Source organism: Phycicoccus sp. DTK01, from assembly GCF_017312765.1.
Classification (GTDB): domain Bacteria; phylum Actinomycetota; class Actinomycetes; order Actinomycetales; family Dermatophilaceae; genus Phycicoccus; species Phycicoccus jejuensis.
The window spans coordinates 197,062-213,554 of sequence record NZ_BOPU01000004.1 but is presented as its reverse complement, the minus strand read 5'-3'; the positions used below and the strand labels follow the sequence as shown (position 1 = coordinate 213,554).

Here is a 16,493-nt window from a genome sequence, read left to right as displayed (position 1 = left end):
GTGACCACCGACCTGACCCGCGCCACCGCCGCCGAGCTCGCCGACCTCCTCGGCGCCGGCTCGGTCTCCTCCCGCGAGGTGACCCGCGCGCTGCTCGACCGCACCGCCGCCGTCGACGGCGCGGTGCGCTCCTACCTGCACGTCGACGAGGACGGCGCGCTCGCCGCCGCCGACGACGTCGACCGCCGTCGCGCCGCGGGGGAGGAGCTGCACGCCCTCGCCGGCGTCCCCATCGCCGTCAAGGACGTCATGGCGACCCGCGGGCTGCCGACGACCTGCGGCAGCCGCATCCTCGAGGGCTGGGTGCCGCCGTACGACGCGACCGTCGTGCGCCGCCTGCGCGAGGCCGGCATGCCGATCCTCGGCAAGACGAACATGGACGAGTTCGCGATGGGCTCCTCGACCGAGCACAGCGCGTTCGGGCCGAGCCACAACCCGTGGGACCTCGACCGCATCCCCGGCGGCTCGGGCGGCGGCTCGTCGTCGGTCGTCGCCTCGTTCCAGGCGCCGCTGGCCATCGGCACCGACACCGGCGGCTCGATCCGCCAGCCGGCCGCGGTCACCGGCACGGTCGGCACCAAGCCGACCTACGGCGGGGTCTCGCGCTACGGCCTCGTGGCGCTCGCGTCCTCCCTCGACCAGGCCGGCCCGTGCAGCCGCACCGTGCTGGACTCGGCTCTCCTGCACGAGGTCATCGCCGGGCACGACCCGATGGACTCGACGTCCGTCGACGCCCCGGTGCCCGCCGTCGTCGAGGCCGCGCGCCGCGCCGACGTCAGCGGGATGCGCATCGGCATCGTCCGCGAGCTGACCGGCGAGGGCTTCCAGCCCGGCGTCCAGGCCCGCTTCGACGAGGCCGTCCAGCACCTCGTCGACGCCGGGGCCGAGGTCGTCGAGGTCTCCTGCCCGTCCTTCACCTACGCGCTCGCCGCGTACTACCTGATCCTCCCGAGCGAGGCGAGCAGCAACCTCGCCAAGTTCGACGCGATGCGCTACGGCCTGCGGGTCACGCCGGACGGCGTCGACGCGCCGAGCGCCGAGCAGGTCATGGCCGCGACGCGCGACGCCGGCTTCGGCGACGAGGTCAAGCGCCGCATCATCCTCGGCACCTACGCGCTCTCGAGCGGCTACTACGACGCGTACTACGGCTCCGCGCAGAAGGTGCGCCGGCTCATCGCGGACGACTTCGCCGCCGCGTTCGAGACGGCCGACGTCCTCGTGACGCCGACCGCGCCGACCACCGCCTTCAGGCTCGGCGACAAGCTCGACGACCCGATGGCCATGTACCTCAACGACATCGCGACGATCCCGGCCAACCTCGCCGGCATCCCCGGCCTGTCGCTGCCGAGCGGCCTCGCCGACGAGGACGGCCTCCCGGCCGGCTTCCAGGTGCTCGCCCCGGCGATGGCCGACGAGCGCCTGTACTCGGTGGGCGCGGCCCTCGAGGCTCGCCTCGCCGCGGCCTGGGGAGGCCCCCTGCTGGACCGCGCGCCCGACCTGACGGAGGTGTCCCGATGAGCACGACGACCGGTGAGCGCACGCTCTCGTTCGACGAGGCGCTGGCCTCGTTCGACCCCGTCATGGGCCTCGAGGTGCACGTCGAGCTGGGCACGAACACGAAGATGTTCTGCGGCTGCCCGACCGAGTTCGGCGCCGAGCCGAACACGCAGGTCTGCCCGGTCTGCCTCGGCCTGCCCGGCGCCCTGCCGGTCGTCAACGCGGTCGCGGTCGAGTCGGCCATCCGGATCGGGTTGGCGCTCAACTGTTCCATCGCGAAGTGGTGCCGGTTCGCCCGGAAGAACTACTTCTACCCGGACATGCCGAAGAACTTCCAGACCTCGCAGTACGACGAGCCGATCGCCTTCGACGGCTACCTCGACGTCGAGCTCGAGGACGGCTCGACCTTCCGCGTCGAGATCGAGCGCGCGCACATGGAGGAGGACACCGGCAAGTCGCTGCACGTCGGCGGCGCGACGGGTCGCATCCACGGCGCCACCCACTCGCTCGTCGACTACAACCGGGCCGGCATCCCGCTCATCGAGATCGTCACGAAGCCGATCGTCGCGACGCGCGAGAAGGCCCCCGAGGTCGCGAAGGCCTACGTCGCGACGCTGCGCGACCTGCTCAAGGCGATGGACGTCTCGGACGTGAAGATGGAGCAGGGCTCGATGCGCTGCGACGTCAACCTCTCGCTCATGCCGCGCGACGGCGACACCTTCGGCACGCGCACCGAGACCAAGAACGTCAACTCGCTGCGCTCGGTCGAGCGGGCCGTCCGCTACGAGATCGGGCGGCACGCAGCGGTGCTCACCGACGGCGGCTCCATCACCCAGGAGACCCGCCACTGGCACGAGGACACCGGCATCACGACCTCGGGCCGCGTCAAGTCCGACGCCGAGGACTACCGCTACTTCCCGGAGCCCGACCTCGTGCCCGTCGCACCCTCGCGCGAGACGGTCGAGGCGCTGCGGGCCACGCTGCCCGAGCCGCCGGCCGCCCGCCGCAAGCGGCTCCAGGCCGACTGGGGCTACAGCGACCTCGAGATGCGCGACGTCGTCAACGCCGGGCTCGTCGAGCTCGTCGAGGACACCGTGGCCGCCGGCGCCTCGCCCGCGGCCGCCCGCAAGTGGTGGTCCGGCGAGATCGCGCGCCGCGCCAACACCGAGGGCGAGGACGTGCCGTCGTACGCCGCGCGCCTCGGTGTCACCCCGGCGCACGTCGTCGAGCTCGAGGGCCTCGTCACGAGCGGCCGCCTCAACGACTCGATGGCCCGTCAGGCCTGGGAGGGCGTCCTCGACGGCGAGGGCACGCCCACCGCCGTCGCCGACGCCCGCGGCCTGGAGCTGGTCCAGGACACCGGGGCGCTCGAGTCGGCCGTCGACGCCGTCATCGCCGCCAACCCCGACGTCGCCGCGAAGATCCGCGACGGCAAGGTGCAGGCGGTCGGTGCGCTCATCGGCCAGGTCATGCGCGAGATGAAGGGTCAGGCCGACGCCGGCGCGGCTCGCGCCATCATCCTCGAGCGGCTCGGCCAGGCCTGACCTGCGGGGTCCTGTCGCCCTCCTCACGCGGGGGCGCGTGGGGATGACCCGCGTGCCCGACGGGTGCATGATCGGAGCATGACCAGCGCCGCCCGAGACCGCGTCCTCGTCCTGCTCCGGCACGCCAAGACGGAGGAGACCAACCCGGGCGGCGACCACGAGCGCGAGCTGACCGGCCGGGGCCGGCGCGACGCGAGCGCCGCCGGTCGCTGGCTGCACGAGCACGGCATCGGCATCGACGAGGTGCTCTGCTCGACCGCCGAGCGGACCCGGCAGACGTGCGAGCTCGTCTGGGAGGCAGGCTGCCCCGAGGCCGACGTGCACCACGACCGGCGCATCTACAACGCCTCTCCCGAGGCGCTGCTCGACGTCGTGCACGAGGCCGACGACGACGCCGACGTCGTCATGGTCGTCGGCCACGCGCCCGGCATCCCCGCCCTCGCCGAGCTGCTCGCCGACGGCGAGGGCAGCGCCGAGGGGCACCGGGCCATGGCCGAGGGCTTCCCGACCTGCGCGCTCGCCGTCCTGCACTACGCCGGCCGGTGGTCCGACCTCGCGTTCGGCGACGCGCAGCTCGAGCGCTTCCACGTCGCCCGTGACGGGCGCTGACGACCGCCGGCTGCGGGCCATCGAGCACGTCCGGCGGCTCGCCCGCGGAGGGCCGCTGGACCCGACCCTCCGGGTGACGGTGAACTTCCACCCGGAGCGCAGGTCGGCCGGCCGCACGGTGCTCGAGCACCTGGGCCACGACCGGGTGTACCGCTCGCAGTTCGAGACCGGGACGAGCAACGGCGGGCTGACCGCCCACCCCGGGGGCAGCCGCTGGCGGTGGGAGCAGCGGATGTTCGGGGGCGCCTACGACGACGCGCCCGCGGCGGAGCGGCCGCGCTACGGGGCGCTGGACCACCGACGGCGGGGTCTCGGTGGGGCCCCGCGCTTCGGCTCGGCCCACGTCCGGCTGGCCTCGTCCGTCCTGCCGCGGACGACCTTCTGCTTCCCCGACTCCGTCTTCCTGCCCACCGCCGTCGGCACGGTCGAGCGCTGCGACCTCATCGGTCCGGCCGATGCGTTCGCGGCGAGGCCGCTGAGCGACGCCCTCGAGCGGGAGGAGGGCGGGCTGCTCGACGACTACGTCGAGGCCCAGGTGCACGGGCCGGTCCGGATCCCCGAGGACGTCGAGGCCCTCGTCCTCGACCCCTGCTTCCGGGGGAGCGAGGTCGAGCACCACGCCGCGGCCCTGGGGGTGCCGGTCGAGTGGCACGAGGGCCGCGTCCTCGAGGTCGCGGAGCTCGAACGCCATCCGGACTACCGCGGGCCCCACGTCGTCGAGGTCGGCCGGCGGGTGGCCGAGGAGGGCCGGCTGGACGCCGCGGTCGTCGGCCGGGCCGTCGAGACCGGACGCGAGGACCCGCAGGACCTCAAGAAGGTCTGGCACCACGTCGCGCGCTTCGGGTCGCCCCGGGAGCGTTGAGGGTCAGGGGCGCAGGTCGAGGGCGTCCGCGACGCCGGTCCAGTAGCGCACGCGGTCCGCCGTGGTCGTGCGCGTCGAGGGCAGCACGCTCGTCGGCCGTGGCCGTCGGTCGTGCCACAGCCGGCCCGGCTCCGGGGCGGGCTCGGTCGCCACGACCCAGACGGTGGTGTCGCTGCCGTCGGCGTCGGTGCGCAGGACCGGGCGCAATGCCCTGGAGAAGGACGGGAGCGAGGCGTCCAGACCGGGCGTGCGCGCCCAGCCCGGGTGCGTGGCGTGGACCGTGACCCCGCGCGACGCCCAGCGGTCGGTGAGCACGGGGAGGAGCTCGACCTGGCCGCGCTTGCTGCGGGCGTAGGCGACCGACCCGCTGTAGCGGCCGGTCGTGTACTCGGGGTCGTCGACGGGGAGCGGCTGGGTGTACATCCCGCCGGAGGTGACGAGGACGACGCGGCCGGCGTCCTGCTCGAGGACGGGCAGGAGCAGCTCGGTCATGAGGACCGGGCCGAGCACGTGCAGGGCGAGGGTCAGCTCGTGGCCCTGCGGTGACTCCGTGCGTTCCGCGGGCAGCGCGCCGGCGTTGTGCACCAGCCCGCGCAGCGGCAGGTCGGCGGCGGCGAAGCGGCCCACGAAGGTCCGGACCGAGTCGAGGTCGGCGACGTCGCAGCGCCAGACGCGGGCGGCGTCCGGTCGTCCGACGGCGGCGGCCACCTGTCCCGCGACGCGCTCGCCGCGCTCGGCGTCGCGGACGACGAGGTGGACGGTGGCACCGAGCGTGGCGAGGTCGAGGGCCGTGCGCCGGCCCAGGCCCGACGTCGCGCCGGTGACGGCGACGTGCCGGCCGGCGAGGGCCCCGACGGCGGGGTCGGCGGGCCAGCCCGGCAGCCGCCGGCGCACGGCGAGGCCGAGCGCGGTGAAACCGGGAGCGACCGTGCGGTCCAGGGCGGTGTCGACGAGCCGGGCGGCGGCCAGGGGGAGCGGGCCGCTCACGTGAGGGACCTCATCGCGGCGATGGCGCCCCGCAGGTAGCGCTCGACGACCTCGCGCTCGGCGGGCGTCAGCGAGGCGTCGGTGCGGGCGAGGCCCTCGAACATCGGGGCGAGGTGACGCACGGCCTCGCGGCGACCGGACTCGGTGATGACGACCTCGGTGCGCCGGCCGTCGGCGGGGTGGCGGCGGCGCTCTGCGTGGCCACGGGCGACGAGGCGGTCGATGACCTGGGACGAGGCCGCCGACGTGACGCCGAGCGCGCGTGCGAGGTCGACCGGGCCCATCGAACCCATCGCCAGGTGCCGCAGCGAGTGCAGCTCGGAGGTCGACAGGCCCGCCCGGCGGGCCACCTCGTGGGGGACCTGGGCGGCCACGTCGGTCAGCTCCTGGAGCGTGTCGAGCGTGCTCGAGCCGGTCCAGGCCGGGACGAGCTCGGTGACGGCGCGGGTTGCGTCCTGGGGGTCGTGGTCCGTAATATCACTCACCAACTTAGCAATTAGGTGAATCACCTGTTGCTCAGATCCTAGCAATTCCTGTCAACAGCAACGGAGGCTGAACCGTGGGACGCATCGCCGACCTCGTCACCCGCCGGTGGGTCGCCGGCCTGCTGGCGCTCGTCGCGCTCCTCGCCGCCGGTGCGGTCGTCGGCGTCGTCGGGCAGGCCGAGAAGCCCGACGGCACGCTCACCGCCCTGCCGCTCGACTCCGAGAGTCGCGAGGCGGCCGCGCTGCGCCAGCAGCTGCCCGACGAGCAGGGGTCGGCGGCCGTCGTCCTCTTCGCACGGGACGGCAGGCTGACCGACGCCGACACGCAGGCCATCGAGACCAAGGCCCGCGACCTGCCGGGCGCCGCCGGCATCCCCGCGCAGCGCAGCGAGGACGGGACGGCCGCCGTCGTCGTCGTCCCGGTGCAGGAGGGTGACGCGACCCGGACGGCCGACACCGTCGCGCAGATCCGTGCCGCGGCGAAGGCCGACCTGCCCGACGGGCTGACCGCGCAGGTCACCGGTCCGGCCGCGATCCAGGCCGACCTCGCCGGTGTCTTCGACGGCGCCAACACCCGGTTGCTGCTCGCGACGGCGAGCGTCGTCGCGCTGCTGCTCGTCCTCACCTACCGCAGCCCGGTCCTCTGGCTCGTGCCGCTCACCGTCGTCGGCGTCGCCGACCAGCTCGCCGCCGTCGCCGCGACGCACACGCTGGCCCTCTTCGGCGTCGCCTGGGACGAGTCGACCGTCGGCATCCTCTCGGTGCTCGTCTTCGGTGCGGGCACCGACTACGCGCTGCTGCTCATCTCGCGCTACCGCGACGAGCTGCGCACCACCGAGGACCGGCGCGCGGCGATGGCCCACGCGCTGCGGCGCACCACCGAGGCCGTGCTCTCGAGCGCCTCGACCGTCGTCCTCGGCCTCCTCACCCTCCTGCTGTCGGCCTTCCCCGCGACCCGCGGGCTCGGGCTCGCCTGCGCCGTCGGCGTCGTCGTCGCGGCGTTCTTCGTGCTCGTCGTCCTGCCGGCCGCGCTCGTCGTCTTCGGCCGGTGGATCTTCTGGCCCCAGGTCCCGCGGGTCGGCCAGACCGGCCTCGCCGACGGTCACTCGGCCTGGCGCCGGGTCGGTGACGCGGTCGCCCGTCGACCCGTCGCGGTCGTCGCCGTCGTCGTCGTCGGCCTCGCGGTCGCCGCGGGCGGCATCAGCCAGGTCAGGGCCGGCCTCTCGACGGCCGACCAGTTCCTCGACACCCCCGAGTCCATCACCGCCTCGCAGCGCTACGGCGAGTCCTTCCCGGCCGGCTCGGTGGATCCCGTCGTCGTCATGACGCGCGGCGACGGCGAGGCGCTCGCGCAGCGGGTCGGGCAGGTCCCCGGCGTCGAGTCCGCCCGGGTCGCGGCCAGTGGCGGCGGGGTGACCGAGGTCGACGCCGTGCTCACCGGCGACCCCGGCTCGGACGAGGTCCGCGGCAACGTCCGTGCCCTGCGCGAGGCGCTCGCCGACCAGCCCGACACCTACGTCGGAGGCACCGAGGCCGAGGCGGTCGACACGGCCGACGCGTCCTCCCGCGACCGTGCCCTCATCCTGCCGCTCATCCTCGGGCTCGTGCTCCTCGCGCTCGGCGGGCTCCTGCGCAGCGTCGTCGCCCCGGTCGTCCTCGTGGCGACCGTCGTCGGCACCTACCTCGCCAGCCTCGGCATCAGCTGGGTGCTCTTCACCCAGGTGCTCGGGTTCGAACGGCTCGACGAGGGCGTCCCGCTGCTGGCGTTCGTCTTCCTCGTCGCGCTCGGCGTCGACTACAACATCTTCCTCGTGACCCGGGCGTCCGAGGAGGCCCGGCGGCACGGGCCGCGCGAGGGGATGCTCCGCGCCCTCGCGGCGACCGGTGGCGTCATCACGAGCGCGGGCATCCTGCTCGCGGCGGTCTTCGCCGTGCTCGGCGTGCTGCCGCTGGTGGTCCTCGCGCAGCTCGGCGTCATCATCTGCGTCGGTGTCCTGCTCGACACGCTGATCGTGCGGACCCTGCTCGTCCCGGCCGCCGCGGTCCTGCTCGGCGAGCGGTTCTGGTGGCCGCGCAGGCTCCGGCGCCACGACGACGAGCGCGGCGCCGGCCGCGACGAGGAGCCCGTCGCCGCGGGGGCGCCGAGCGCCTGAGGCCACGCCCGGGCGGGAGGAGAAATTTCCTCCCGCCCGGTGCATCCGGGCCGGGGGGCGCGGCGGAAGAGGGGGTGGGTCGCCACCGGGGCGACCCTCCCTCGACCAGGAGGTCCTCCATGCGAACCCGTCGCCTCGTCACCGCCGCCGTGGCCGTCGCCCTCGGTGCCACCACCCTCGCCGCAGCCCCGGCGAGCGCGTCGTCCGGCTCGTCCACGCCCACCGGCACCCGCAGCCTCGCGGCCGTGCTCACGAGCGACGGCAACACGTTCGACCACAACTGGTACGACTACGACATCGTCACCGAGGCGGTCCTCGCGGTGCTCGCCGCGAAGCCGAACAGCCCGGTCAAGGTGCTGGCGGACGGCACGACGCCGGTCACCGCGTTCCTGCCCGACGACCGCTCGTTCCAGGTCCTCGCGTACGACCTCACCAAGCGCTGGCCCTCGACCGAGAAGAAGACCTTCGAGGCCCTCGTCGCGGCCGTCGGGGTCGACGCGATCGAGCAGGTGCTGCTCTACCACGTCGTGCCGGGCGCCACGATCACCAAGCGGGACGCCGTCAAGGCCAACGGCGCGGCCCTGACGACCGCCCAGGGCGGCACGGTGACGGTCAAGGTCCTCAACAAGTGGATCCCGATCATCGAGCTCAAGGACCAGGACCGCAACGACGTCAACCCGTTCGTCAACCCCCGCCGGTTCGACATCAACAAGGGCAACAAGCAGATCGCCCACGGGATCGTCTTCGTCCTGCGGCCCCTCGACCTCTGAGGTGTCGCTCGCGACGGGCGTCGCGCCGGTGGTGGGGGGACAGGACCCCACCATCGGTGCGGCGCCGCCGTCGGTGCCGTACCGGGCGGCACGCCCTAGGGTGGGTGGCGTGAGCGTGGACGCGGAGACCGGGGCCGAGGCGCAGGTCGACGACGTCGCCGCCCGTCTCGTGGCGGGGTCGCGCGAGGCGCTGGAGGAGGCCTGGGCCCGCTGGTCGGGCCTGGTCCACACGCTGGCGGTGCGCTCGCTCGGCAACCACCACGACGCCGAGGACGTGACCCAGCAGGTGTTCGTCGCGGCGTGGCGGGGCCGGCACACGCTCGACCCGGCGCGCGGGTCGGTGCCCGGCTGGCTCGTCGGCATCACCCGGCACAAGATCGCGGACCTGCACGCCCAGCGGGCCCGCCAGGCCCGCGACGCCGAGGCGGCGGCGCGCGAGTCCCTGCCCGACACGCACGCTCCGCCCCCCGAGGAGCGGCTCGCGGCGCGGCTCCTGCTGGCCGACGCGCTCGACCGTCTCGGCGAACCCCGCGCGAGTGCCATCCGTCTGGCCCTCGTCGACGAACTCACCCATGAGGAGGTCGCGCAGCGGCTCGGCCTCCCGCTCGGCACCGTCAAGAGCCACATCCGCCGAGGACTCACGACCCTGCGACGCCACCTGGAGGAGGTGACCGATGACCACGCCTGACCACGCCGTCCACCCGGACGACGACCTCGTGCTGCTCGCGACCGGTCACCCGGTCCCGGCCGAGGTGTCCGCCCACGTCGAGACCTGCCCCCGCTGCGCCCACGAGGTCGCCGCCCTGCGCGCCGTCTCCGAGCTGCTGCGCGACCCGGTCGACCTCGTCGCCGCGCCGGCCGGCCTCTGGGACAAGGTCGCCGCCGAGATCGACCGTGACGAGGAGGGGCGTCCCGTCCTCACCGTCGTCGACGGCGCGGTGGCCGACGACGCGACCCCGTCCGCGCCGCCGCGCGGTACCGTCGCTCCGCTGCCCGACCCGGCTCCCGCGGCCTTGGTGGTACCCGCCCGGTCGCGCCGGCGCCGCTTCGCCGGCGGGTGGCTCGTCGCCGCCGCTGCTGCCGGGGTCGTCGTCGGGGGCGTCGGGGTGCGCGCCCTGGACGGTCCGGAGCCGCAGCCGACACCGTCCGCGGTCGTGCTCGGCGAGACGAAGCTCGACACCCTCGACACGCAGCAGGTCCTCGGGGCGGCCAGCGCCGTCCGCGTCGACGGCCACCTCGACCTCGACGTCGACACCCCGGCGCTCGACCCGGGCACCGGATACCTCGAGGTGTGGCTCATCAACAAGGACCTCAAGCGGATGGTCTCGGTGGGCGTGCTCCGGCCCGGCGAGGGCAACCAGCGCTTCGCCATCGACCAGTCGCTCATCGACCAGGGCTACGTCATCGTCGACATCTCCCGTGAGGGGTACGACGACAGGCCCGAGCACTCCGGCGACAGCATCGCGCGCGGCACCCTCGCCCTCTGACGAGAGTCCGCCGCACACACGGACGGGCCCCGGGTGCTGGTGCACCCGGGGCCCGTCCGCGTCGGTCGGTGGCTCAGCCCTTGGGGACGAGGACGCCGTCGATGACGTGGATGACGCCGTTCGTGGCCTCGATGTCGGTCTGCGTCACCGTCACCTCGCCACCGGAGGTGTCGGTGAGGGTGACGGTGTCGCCGTCGACGCCGACGGTCAGCTTCTCGCCGTTGACCGTCTCGACCTCCTGACCGTCCATCGTCGCGACGTCGGCGGCCATGACCTTGCCCGGCACCACGTGGTAGGTGAGGACGTCGGTCAGCGCGCCCTGCGGGTCGGCGAGCAGGTCGTCGAGGGTGCCGGCGGGCAGGGCCGTGAACGCCTCGTCGGTCGGGGCGAAGACCGTGTACGGCCCCTCGCCCTTGAGGGTCTCGACGAGGCCGGCGGCCTCGAGCGCGGTGGCGAGGGTGGTGAAGCCGCCGGCCGCGACGGCGGTGTCGACGATGTCGGCGGAGGCGGCGGCGGACTCCGAGGCGCTCGGCGAGGCCGAGGTCGGCGCGACCGAGGAGGTGGCGGGGGTGCTCGCCCCGGCGTCGGTGTCGGAGTCCGACCCGCAGGCGCTGACGACGAGCGCGAGGGAGAGGGCGGCGGTGGCGGCGAGGGTGCGTCGCATGACGGGGGTCCTTCGGGAGAGGGTGGTGTTCCTGACACCCCCTCTTCCGTCGCCACCCCGCCCGTGGATGCACTTCCTTCGACAAACTTTCGACGACCTGCGGTGGCGACGGTCGTGGGTCGATCGGCGGGACACCCGGGCGAGACCCCGGCGGCGAACCTAGGATGACCGGCATGACGACGACGCCCGACATCAAGCCCCGCAGCCGCGACGTCACCGACGGTCTCGAGAAGACCGCCGCCCGAGGGATGTTGCGCGCCGTCGGCATGGGCGACGACGACTTCGCGAAGCCCCAGGTCGGCGTCGCGAGCTCGTGGAACGAGATCACCCCGTGCAACCTCTCGCTCGACCGGCTGGCCAAGGCGGTCAAGGACGGCGTGCACGCCGGCGGCGGCTACCCGCTGGAGTTCGGCACCATCTCCGTCTCCGACGGCATCTCGATGGGCCACGAGGGGATGCACTTCTCGCTCGTCAGCCGCGAGATCATCGCCGACTCGGTCGAGACCGTCATGAGCGCCGAGCGCCTCGACGGCTCGGTCCTGCTCGCCGGCTGCGACAAGTCCCTGCCGGGGATGCTCATGGCCGCCGCGCGCCTGGACCTCTCGTCGGTCTTCCTCTACGCGGGCTCGATCCTCCCGGGCATCGCCAAGCTGTCGGACGGCACCGAGAAGACCGTGACGATCATCGACGCCTTCGAGGCGGTCGGCGCGTGCCTCGCGGGGAAGATGAGCCGTGAGGACGTCGACGCCATCGAGCGCGCCATCTGCCCGGGGGAGGGCGCCTGCGGCGGCATGTACACCGCCAACACGATGGCGTCCGTCGCCGAGGCGATGGGGATGTCGCTGCCCGGCTCGGCCGCCCCGCCGGCCACCGACCGCCGCCGCGACGGCTTCGCCCGCAAGTCCGGCGAGGCGGTCGTCGAGCTGCTCCGCCGCGGCATCACCGCGCGCGACATCATGACCAAGGAGGCGTTCGAGAACGCCATCGCCGTCGTCATGGCCTTCGGCGGCTCGACCAACGCGGTGCTCCACCTCCTGGCCATCGCCCACGAGGCCGAGGTCGACCTCACCATCGACGACTTCCAGCGGATCGGCGCCCGGGTCCCGCACCTCGCCGACGTCAAGCCCTTCGGCCGCTTCGTGATGACCGACATCGACCGCGTCGGCGGCGTGCCCGTCGTCATGCGCGCGCTGCTGGACGCCGGTCTGCTGCACGGGGACTGCCTCACCGTCACCGGTCGCACCGTCGCCGAGAACCTCGCCGACATCCGTCCGCCGGACCCCGACGGCCACGTCGTGCGTGCGATGGACGAGCCGATCCACCGCACCGGTGGCCTGACCATCCTCAAGGGCTCGCTCGCCCCCGAGGGCGCGGTCGTCAAGTCGGCCGGCTTCGACTCCGACGTCTTCGAGGGCACCGCCCGCGTCTTCGACGGCGAGCGCGCCGCGATGGACGCCGTCGAGCAGGGCGCCCTCACCGCCGGCGACGTCGTCGTCATCCGCTACGAGGGTCCCAAGGGCGGCCCCGGGATGCGCGAGATGCTCGCCGTCACCGGGGCCATCAAGGGCGCCGGCCTCGGCAAGGACGTCCTCCTCCTCACCGACGGCCGCTTCAGCGGCGGCACCACCGGCCTGTGCGTCGGCCACGTCGCGCCCGAGGCCGTCGACGAGGGCCCGGTCGCGTTCGTCCGCGACGGCGACCGCATCCGCCTCGACGTCGCGAACGCCACGCTCGACCTCCTCGTCGACGACGCGGAGATGGAGCGCCGGCGGTCCGAGGGCGTCACGCACCCCGAGCCGAAGTACACCCGCGGTGTCCTCGCCAAGTACCGCCGGCTGGTGCAGAGCGCCAGCACGGGGGCGGTGTGTGACTGACGCACCGGGGGAGGGGCCGGCGCTCGAGCTGGTCGGCCTCGTCAAGGAGTTCCGGGGGCGGCGGGTGGTCCACGGGCTCTCGCTCGCGGTGCCCCGGGGCTGCCTCTACGGGCTCGTCGGGCCCAACGGCGCCGGCAAGACGACCACGCTGTCGATGGCGACCGGCCTGCTGCGCCCGACCGCCGGCACCGCGCGCGTCCTCGGTCACGACGTGTGGGCGGACCCGCCGGCGGCCAAGGCGGTCATGGGGGTCGCCCCCGACGGGCTGCGCCTGTTCGAGCAGCTCGGCGGGCGCGAGCTCCTGCACTACGTCGCCGACCTGCGCCGGATGCCCCAGGACGTGAGCCGTCCGCGGGCCGAGGAGCTCCTCACCGTGCTCGACCTCGCCGCCGACGCCGACACGGTCGTCGCCGACTACAGCGCGGGGATGGTCAAGAAGATCAGCCTCGCGGCCGCGCTCATCCACGCCCCGCGCCTGCTCGTGCTCGACGAGCCGTTCGAGGCCGTCGACCCCGTGTCGGGCCAGGCCATCCGGACCATCCTGCGGCGCTACGTCGCGACGGGCGGCACGGTCGTCATGTCGAGCCACGTCATGGAGCTCGTCGAGGGCCTCTGCGACCGGGTGGCGGTCGTCGCCGGCGGCCGGGTGCTCGCCGAGGACACCGTGGCCGCACTCACCGCGACCGGGTCCCTGCACCAGCGCTTCCTCGAGCTCGTCGGCGCGGGCGACGTCTCGGAGGACGGCCTCACCTGGCTCGGGGGGTGAGTCGCCGATGACCCTGCTCATCGTCCGGCTGCGGCTGCGGATGTGGCGGACCGCCCTCTCGCGCAGCTCGGTCCAGCTGGTGTCGGCCATCGTCGGCGGGCTGGTCGCGCTCGGTGCGGTCGGCCTCCTCGGGCCGTCCATCGCGCTCCTCGCGGCGCGCCCCCTCGCGCTCACGGCGGTCACGGTGCCGCTCTTCGCCGGGGTCACGCTCCTCTGGCTGGTGCTCAGCCTCGTCGCGACGGGCGTCGACAACGTCCTCGACCCCACCCGCTTCACCGTCCTGCCGCTGCGCGCGCCCGAGCTGGCGCGGGGACTGCTCGCCGCGACCCTCACGGGCATCCCCGCCGTCGTGCTCACGCTGCTCGCGCTCGCCCAGGTGCTCGCGTGGTCCTCGCACCCCGCGGCGGTCCCGGCGGCGCTCGCGGCGGCCGTGCTCGGCCCGCTCACGGCCGTGCTCCTCACGCGCGCGGTCACCAGCGCCCTCGCCGGGGTGATGACGAGCCGGACCGGTCGGCTGCTCGGGGCGGCCGTCGTGGCGCTCGCGACCCTGCTGCCGCTCGTCCTCAACCTCCTCGTCACCTCGGGGGAGCCGGGCCTGTCGCTGCGCTCGCTCGACGCCCGCGGCGCCGCCGTCGTCGCGTCGTGGACACCGGTCGGCTGGGCCTGGGGCCTGCCCTTCGACGTCGCGACCGGTCGGTGGGCCTCCGCCGTCGTCCACCTCGCCCTCGCGCTCGGCCTGCTCGCCGTCCTCTGGCGGGTGTGGGTGCGGCAGCTCGAGCGGGTGCTCACCTCCCCGATGACGAGCGGCGGCGGCCAGCACATCGGTCGCGGCCGGCTCCTGCCGCGCCTGCTCGGGCACTCGCCGACGGCCGCGGTGGCCGCGCGCCGGGTGCGGGCCTGGTACCGCGACAGCCGCCTCGTGAGCATCGCGCTGCGCACGGCGGTGCTGCCGGTCTTCTTCGTCGTGCAGGCGGCCGTGACCGGGACGGGGGCCCTCGCCGGGACCGGGGTGGTGACCCTCGCGGTCTTCGCCGGGCTGACCCTCATGAACGACCTCGCCTTCGACGGGCCGGCGTGGTGGATGCACGTGAGCACCGGGGTGCGGGGGTGGGAGGACCGGCTCGGGCGGGTCGTGGCCTCGGCCGTCGTCTTCGGCCCGGTGGTCGCCCTCACCTTCGTCGTGTCGGTGGGGATCGGCGCGATCGAGGCGGTGCTCGCCTGGCTCGCCGTGGTCGTGGCGGCGTTCGGCGCGAGCCTCGGCCTCGCCGCCGGGATCGGGGCCGTCCTGCCGGGCACCGCCCCGCGGACCGGCGGCAACCCCTTCGCCGCGTCGTCCGGCGGCGCCGCCCAGGGCTGCCTCACGGCCCTCGTGTCGTTCGTCGGCCCGGTGGTGCTCGTGCTCCCGGTCGTCGTCGGCGCGGTGCTGTCGCGGGGGAGCGCCCTGCTCGGTGCCGTCGTCGTGGTGGTCTCGGTCCTCTACGGCGCCGGCCTGCTCGCCGCAGGGGTCGTGCTCGGCGGGCGCCACCTCGACCGCACCGCCCCCGAGATGCTCGGACGCCTCGGTCAGGTCCAGGTCTGACGCCGGTCCGGCCCCGCGGACTCGAGCCGCCAGAGGAGCGCGGCGAGCCCCGCCCCGGCCACCGTGAGGAGCAGCCGCTCCAGGGCGACGCCCGAGGCCCGGCCGACGAGGCCGCTCGCGCCGACGAGCACGATCGCCGCGCTCGACGCCCCGGCCATCCAGCGGGTCTCGCGGACGGCCGTCCACGCGAGGGCGAGCACGCCGAGGACGCCGGCCCCCGCGAGGACGACGGCGGTCGGGGCGAGGCCGGTGGCAAGGACGGCGAGCACGACACCGACGACGGTGCCGACGACCCGCGCGGTGGCCTGGCCGGCGGTCTCGTCGCGCGACACCGCCAGCACCGTCGCGACCGCGACGACGAGCCAGTAGCCGTGCCCGAGGCCGAGGGCGCTCGTCACGGTGGTGCCGACCCCGGCGACGACGGCGGTGGCCAGCGCGTGCCGACCCGCCTCGGCCAGGGGTACCGGCTGCGGGGCGGCGCCGGCCCGGGCCGCGGTGGCGGCCGCCACGACGAGCAGCGCGCCGACGCCAACCCACAGGGTCACGACGCCACCGGTCCGCCCCAGCGGCAGCCCGGCGCCGAGGGCCGCGAGGACGGGGAGGAAGGTCGCGAGGCGCGCGGCCCGGCGGGTCAGCGGCACCTGCGCGAGGGACGCCGCGGCGACCGCCGCACCGGCGGCGACGGGGTGCCCCGCGGAGAGGACACCGAGACCGAAGGAGGCGGCGCAGAGCACCGCGACGACGACCCGGGGGCGCACACCGACGTCGGTCCCCGCCGCGCTCGCGGCACCCAGCGCCCCGAGGAGCAGGCCGAGGGCGGGCCCGGGCCCGGCGGCCTCACCGACGAGCGCGGCGAGGGCCGCGACGGCGACGACGAGCGCGGCCGCGAGGGCGAGGACGCGGCGTGGTGGCCACGGGACGGACACGGCGCGAGGCTAGCGCGGCCCGGACCCGCCGGGGTGACGGACGCCACGGTCCCGGATGCTGGGACCGGCCGTCTCGCCGGTTGACACACCGGGGGGTGGGGGAGACAGTTGTCGCGTGGCCCGGATCCTCGTACTTCCACAGCGCGCCTGACGCCCCCGCGACCAGGCGCGCTCCCTCCGTCGTCCCACCACGGGACTGGAGGGTTTTTTTGTGCGCGGACCCCGGCACGACCCTTTCGGCGAGAAGGAAGCGGTGACACGAACGTGAGCGACACCCGACCGGCGACCCC

At 74.8% G+C, this 16,493-nt stretch carries 15 protein-coding genes; 11 read left to right on the top strand and 4 right to left on the bottom strand.

Annotation, left to right across the window (positions count from 1 at the left end):
* From gatA to J3473_RS11015, 4 genes are all read left to right on the top strand, one after another.
* Positions 1-1,518, top strand: coding sequence for an Asp-tRNA(Asn)/Glu-tRNA(Gln) amidotransferase subunit GatA (gatA, locus tag J3473_RS11030; protein ID WP_207023358.1), 1,518 nt, complete (start codon positions 1-3; stop codon positions 1,516-1,518).
* Complete coding sequence (gatB, locus tag J3473_RS11025; RefSeq protein ID WP_207023356.1) at positions 1,515-3,041, top strand: Asp-tRNA(Asn)/Glu-tRNA(Gln) amidotransferase subunit GatB; 1,527 nt, start codon at positions 1,515-1,517, stop codon at positions 3,039-3,041. The genes gatA and gatB overlap by 4 nt, the downstream gene beginning before the upstream one ends.
* A gap of 78 nt (positions 3,042-3,119) precedes the next feature.
* A complete protein-coding gene (locus tag J3473_RS11020; RefSeq protein WP_030527874.1) occupies positions 3,120-3,650 on the top strand; it encodes a histidine phosphatase family protein in 531 nt (176 codons plus the stop codon).
* Positions 3,637-4,512 carry a DUF3626 domain-containing protein gene (locus J3473_RS11015; protein WP_207023355.1) on the top strand — a complete coding sequence of 292 codons (876 nt, stop codon included), beginning with the start codon at positions 3,637-3,639 and terminating at the stop codon, positions 4,510-4,512. Before J3473_RS11020 ends, J3473_RS11015 begins: the two co-directional genes overlap by 14 nt.
* A gap of 3 nt (positions 4,513-4,515) precedes the next feature.
* Here the strand turns inward: J3473_RS11015 and J3473_RS11010 are convergent, their stop codons facing one another.
* Complete coding sequence (locus J3473_RS11010) at positions 4,516-5,499, bottom strand: SDR family NAD(P)-dependent oxidoreductase (protein ID WP_242525821.1); 984 nt, start codon at positions 5,497-5,499, stop codon at positions 4,516-4,518.
* Entirely contained in the window at positions 5,496-5,984 is a 489-nt protein-coding gene (locus J3473_RS11005; RefSeq protein ID WP_242525820.1) for a MarR family winged helix-turn-helix transcriptional regulator, read from the bottom strand. The genes J3473_RS11010 and J3473_RS11005 overlap by 4 nt, the downstream gene beginning before the upstream one ends.
* Before the next feature lie 74 nt (positions 5,985-6,058).
* Between J3473_RS11005 and J3473_RS11000 the strand changes: the two genes are divergently transcribed.
* From J3473_RS11000 to J3473_RS10985, 4 genes are all read left to right on the top strand, one after another.
* A complete protein-coding gene (locus J3473_RS11000) occupies positions 6,059-8,137 on the top strand; it encodes an MMPL family transporter (protein WP_207023352.1) in 2,079 nt (692 codons plus the stop codon).
* A 119-nt stretch (positions 8,138-8,256) separates the two neighbouring features.
* Positions 8,257-8,907, top strand: coding sequence for a fasciclin domain-containing protein (locus tag J3473_RS10995; RefSeq protein ID WP_207023350.1), 651 nt, complete (start codon positions 8,257-8,259; stop codon positions 8,905-8,907).
* Positions 8,908-9,016: 109 nt separating this feature from the next.
* A complete protein-coding gene (locus J3473_RS10990; protein WP_242525819.1) occupies positions 9,017-9,595 on the top strand; it encodes an RNA polymerase sigma factor in 579 nt (192 codons plus the stop codon).
* Positions 9,582-10,394 carry an anti-sigma factor gene (locus J3473_RS10985; protein WP_207023348.1) on the top strand — a complete coding sequence of 271 codons (813 nt, stop codon included), beginning with the start codon at positions 9,582-9,584 and terminating at the stop codon, positions 10,392-10,394. The genes J3473_RS10990 and J3473_RS10985 overlap by 14 nt, the downstream gene beginning before the upstream one ends.
* Positions 10,395-10,467: 73 nt before the next feature.
* Here the strand turns inward: J3473_RS10985 and J3473_RS10980 are convergent, their stop codons facing one another.
* Positions 10,468-11,058, bottom strand: coding sequence for a fasciclin domain-containing protein (locus J3473_RS10980; RefSeq protein WP_207023346.1), 591 nt, complete (start codon positions 11,056-11,058; stop codon positions 10,468-10,470).
* A 173-nt stretch (positions 11,059-11,231) separates the two neighbouring features.
* On the opposite strand from J3473_RS10980, the gene ilvD reads away from it, so the two are divergent.
* The 3 genes from ilvD to J3473_RS10965 are packed head-to-tail and all read left to right on the top strand — an operon-like array spanning position 11,232 to position 15,277.
* Positions 11,232-12,932, top strand: coding sequence for a dihydroxy-acid dehydratase (ilvD, locus tag J3473_RS10975; RefSeq protein ID WP_242525818.1), 1,701 nt, complete (start codon positions 11,232-11,234; stop codon positions 12,930-12,932).
* The gene (locus tag J3473_RS10970; RefSeq protein WP_242525817.1) at positions 12,925-13,698 is read left to right on the top strand and encodes an ABC transporter ATP-binding protein; all 774 of its coding nucleotides are present in this window, start codon (positions 12,925-12,927) and stop codon (positions 13,696-13,698) included. Before ilvD ends, J3473_RS10970 begins: the two co-directional genes overlap by 8 nt.
* 7 nt (positions 13,699-13,705) lie before the next feature.
* A complete protein-coding gene (locus tag J3473_RS10965; RefSeq protein ID WP_207023341.1) occupies positions 13,706-15,277 on the top strand; it encodes a hypothetical protein in 1,572 nt (523 codons plus the stop codon).
* On the opposite strand, the gene J3473_RS10960 is transcribed toward J3473_RS10965, so the two are convergent.
* Entirely contained in the window at positions 15,262-16,203 is a 942-nt protein-coding gene (locus J3473_RS10960; RefSeq protein WP_207023339.1) for an FUSC family protein, read from the bottom strand. The genes J3473_RS10965 and J3473_RS10960 overlap by 16 nt on opposite strands.
* Between the last annotated feature and the right edge of the window lie 290 nt (positions 16,204-16,493).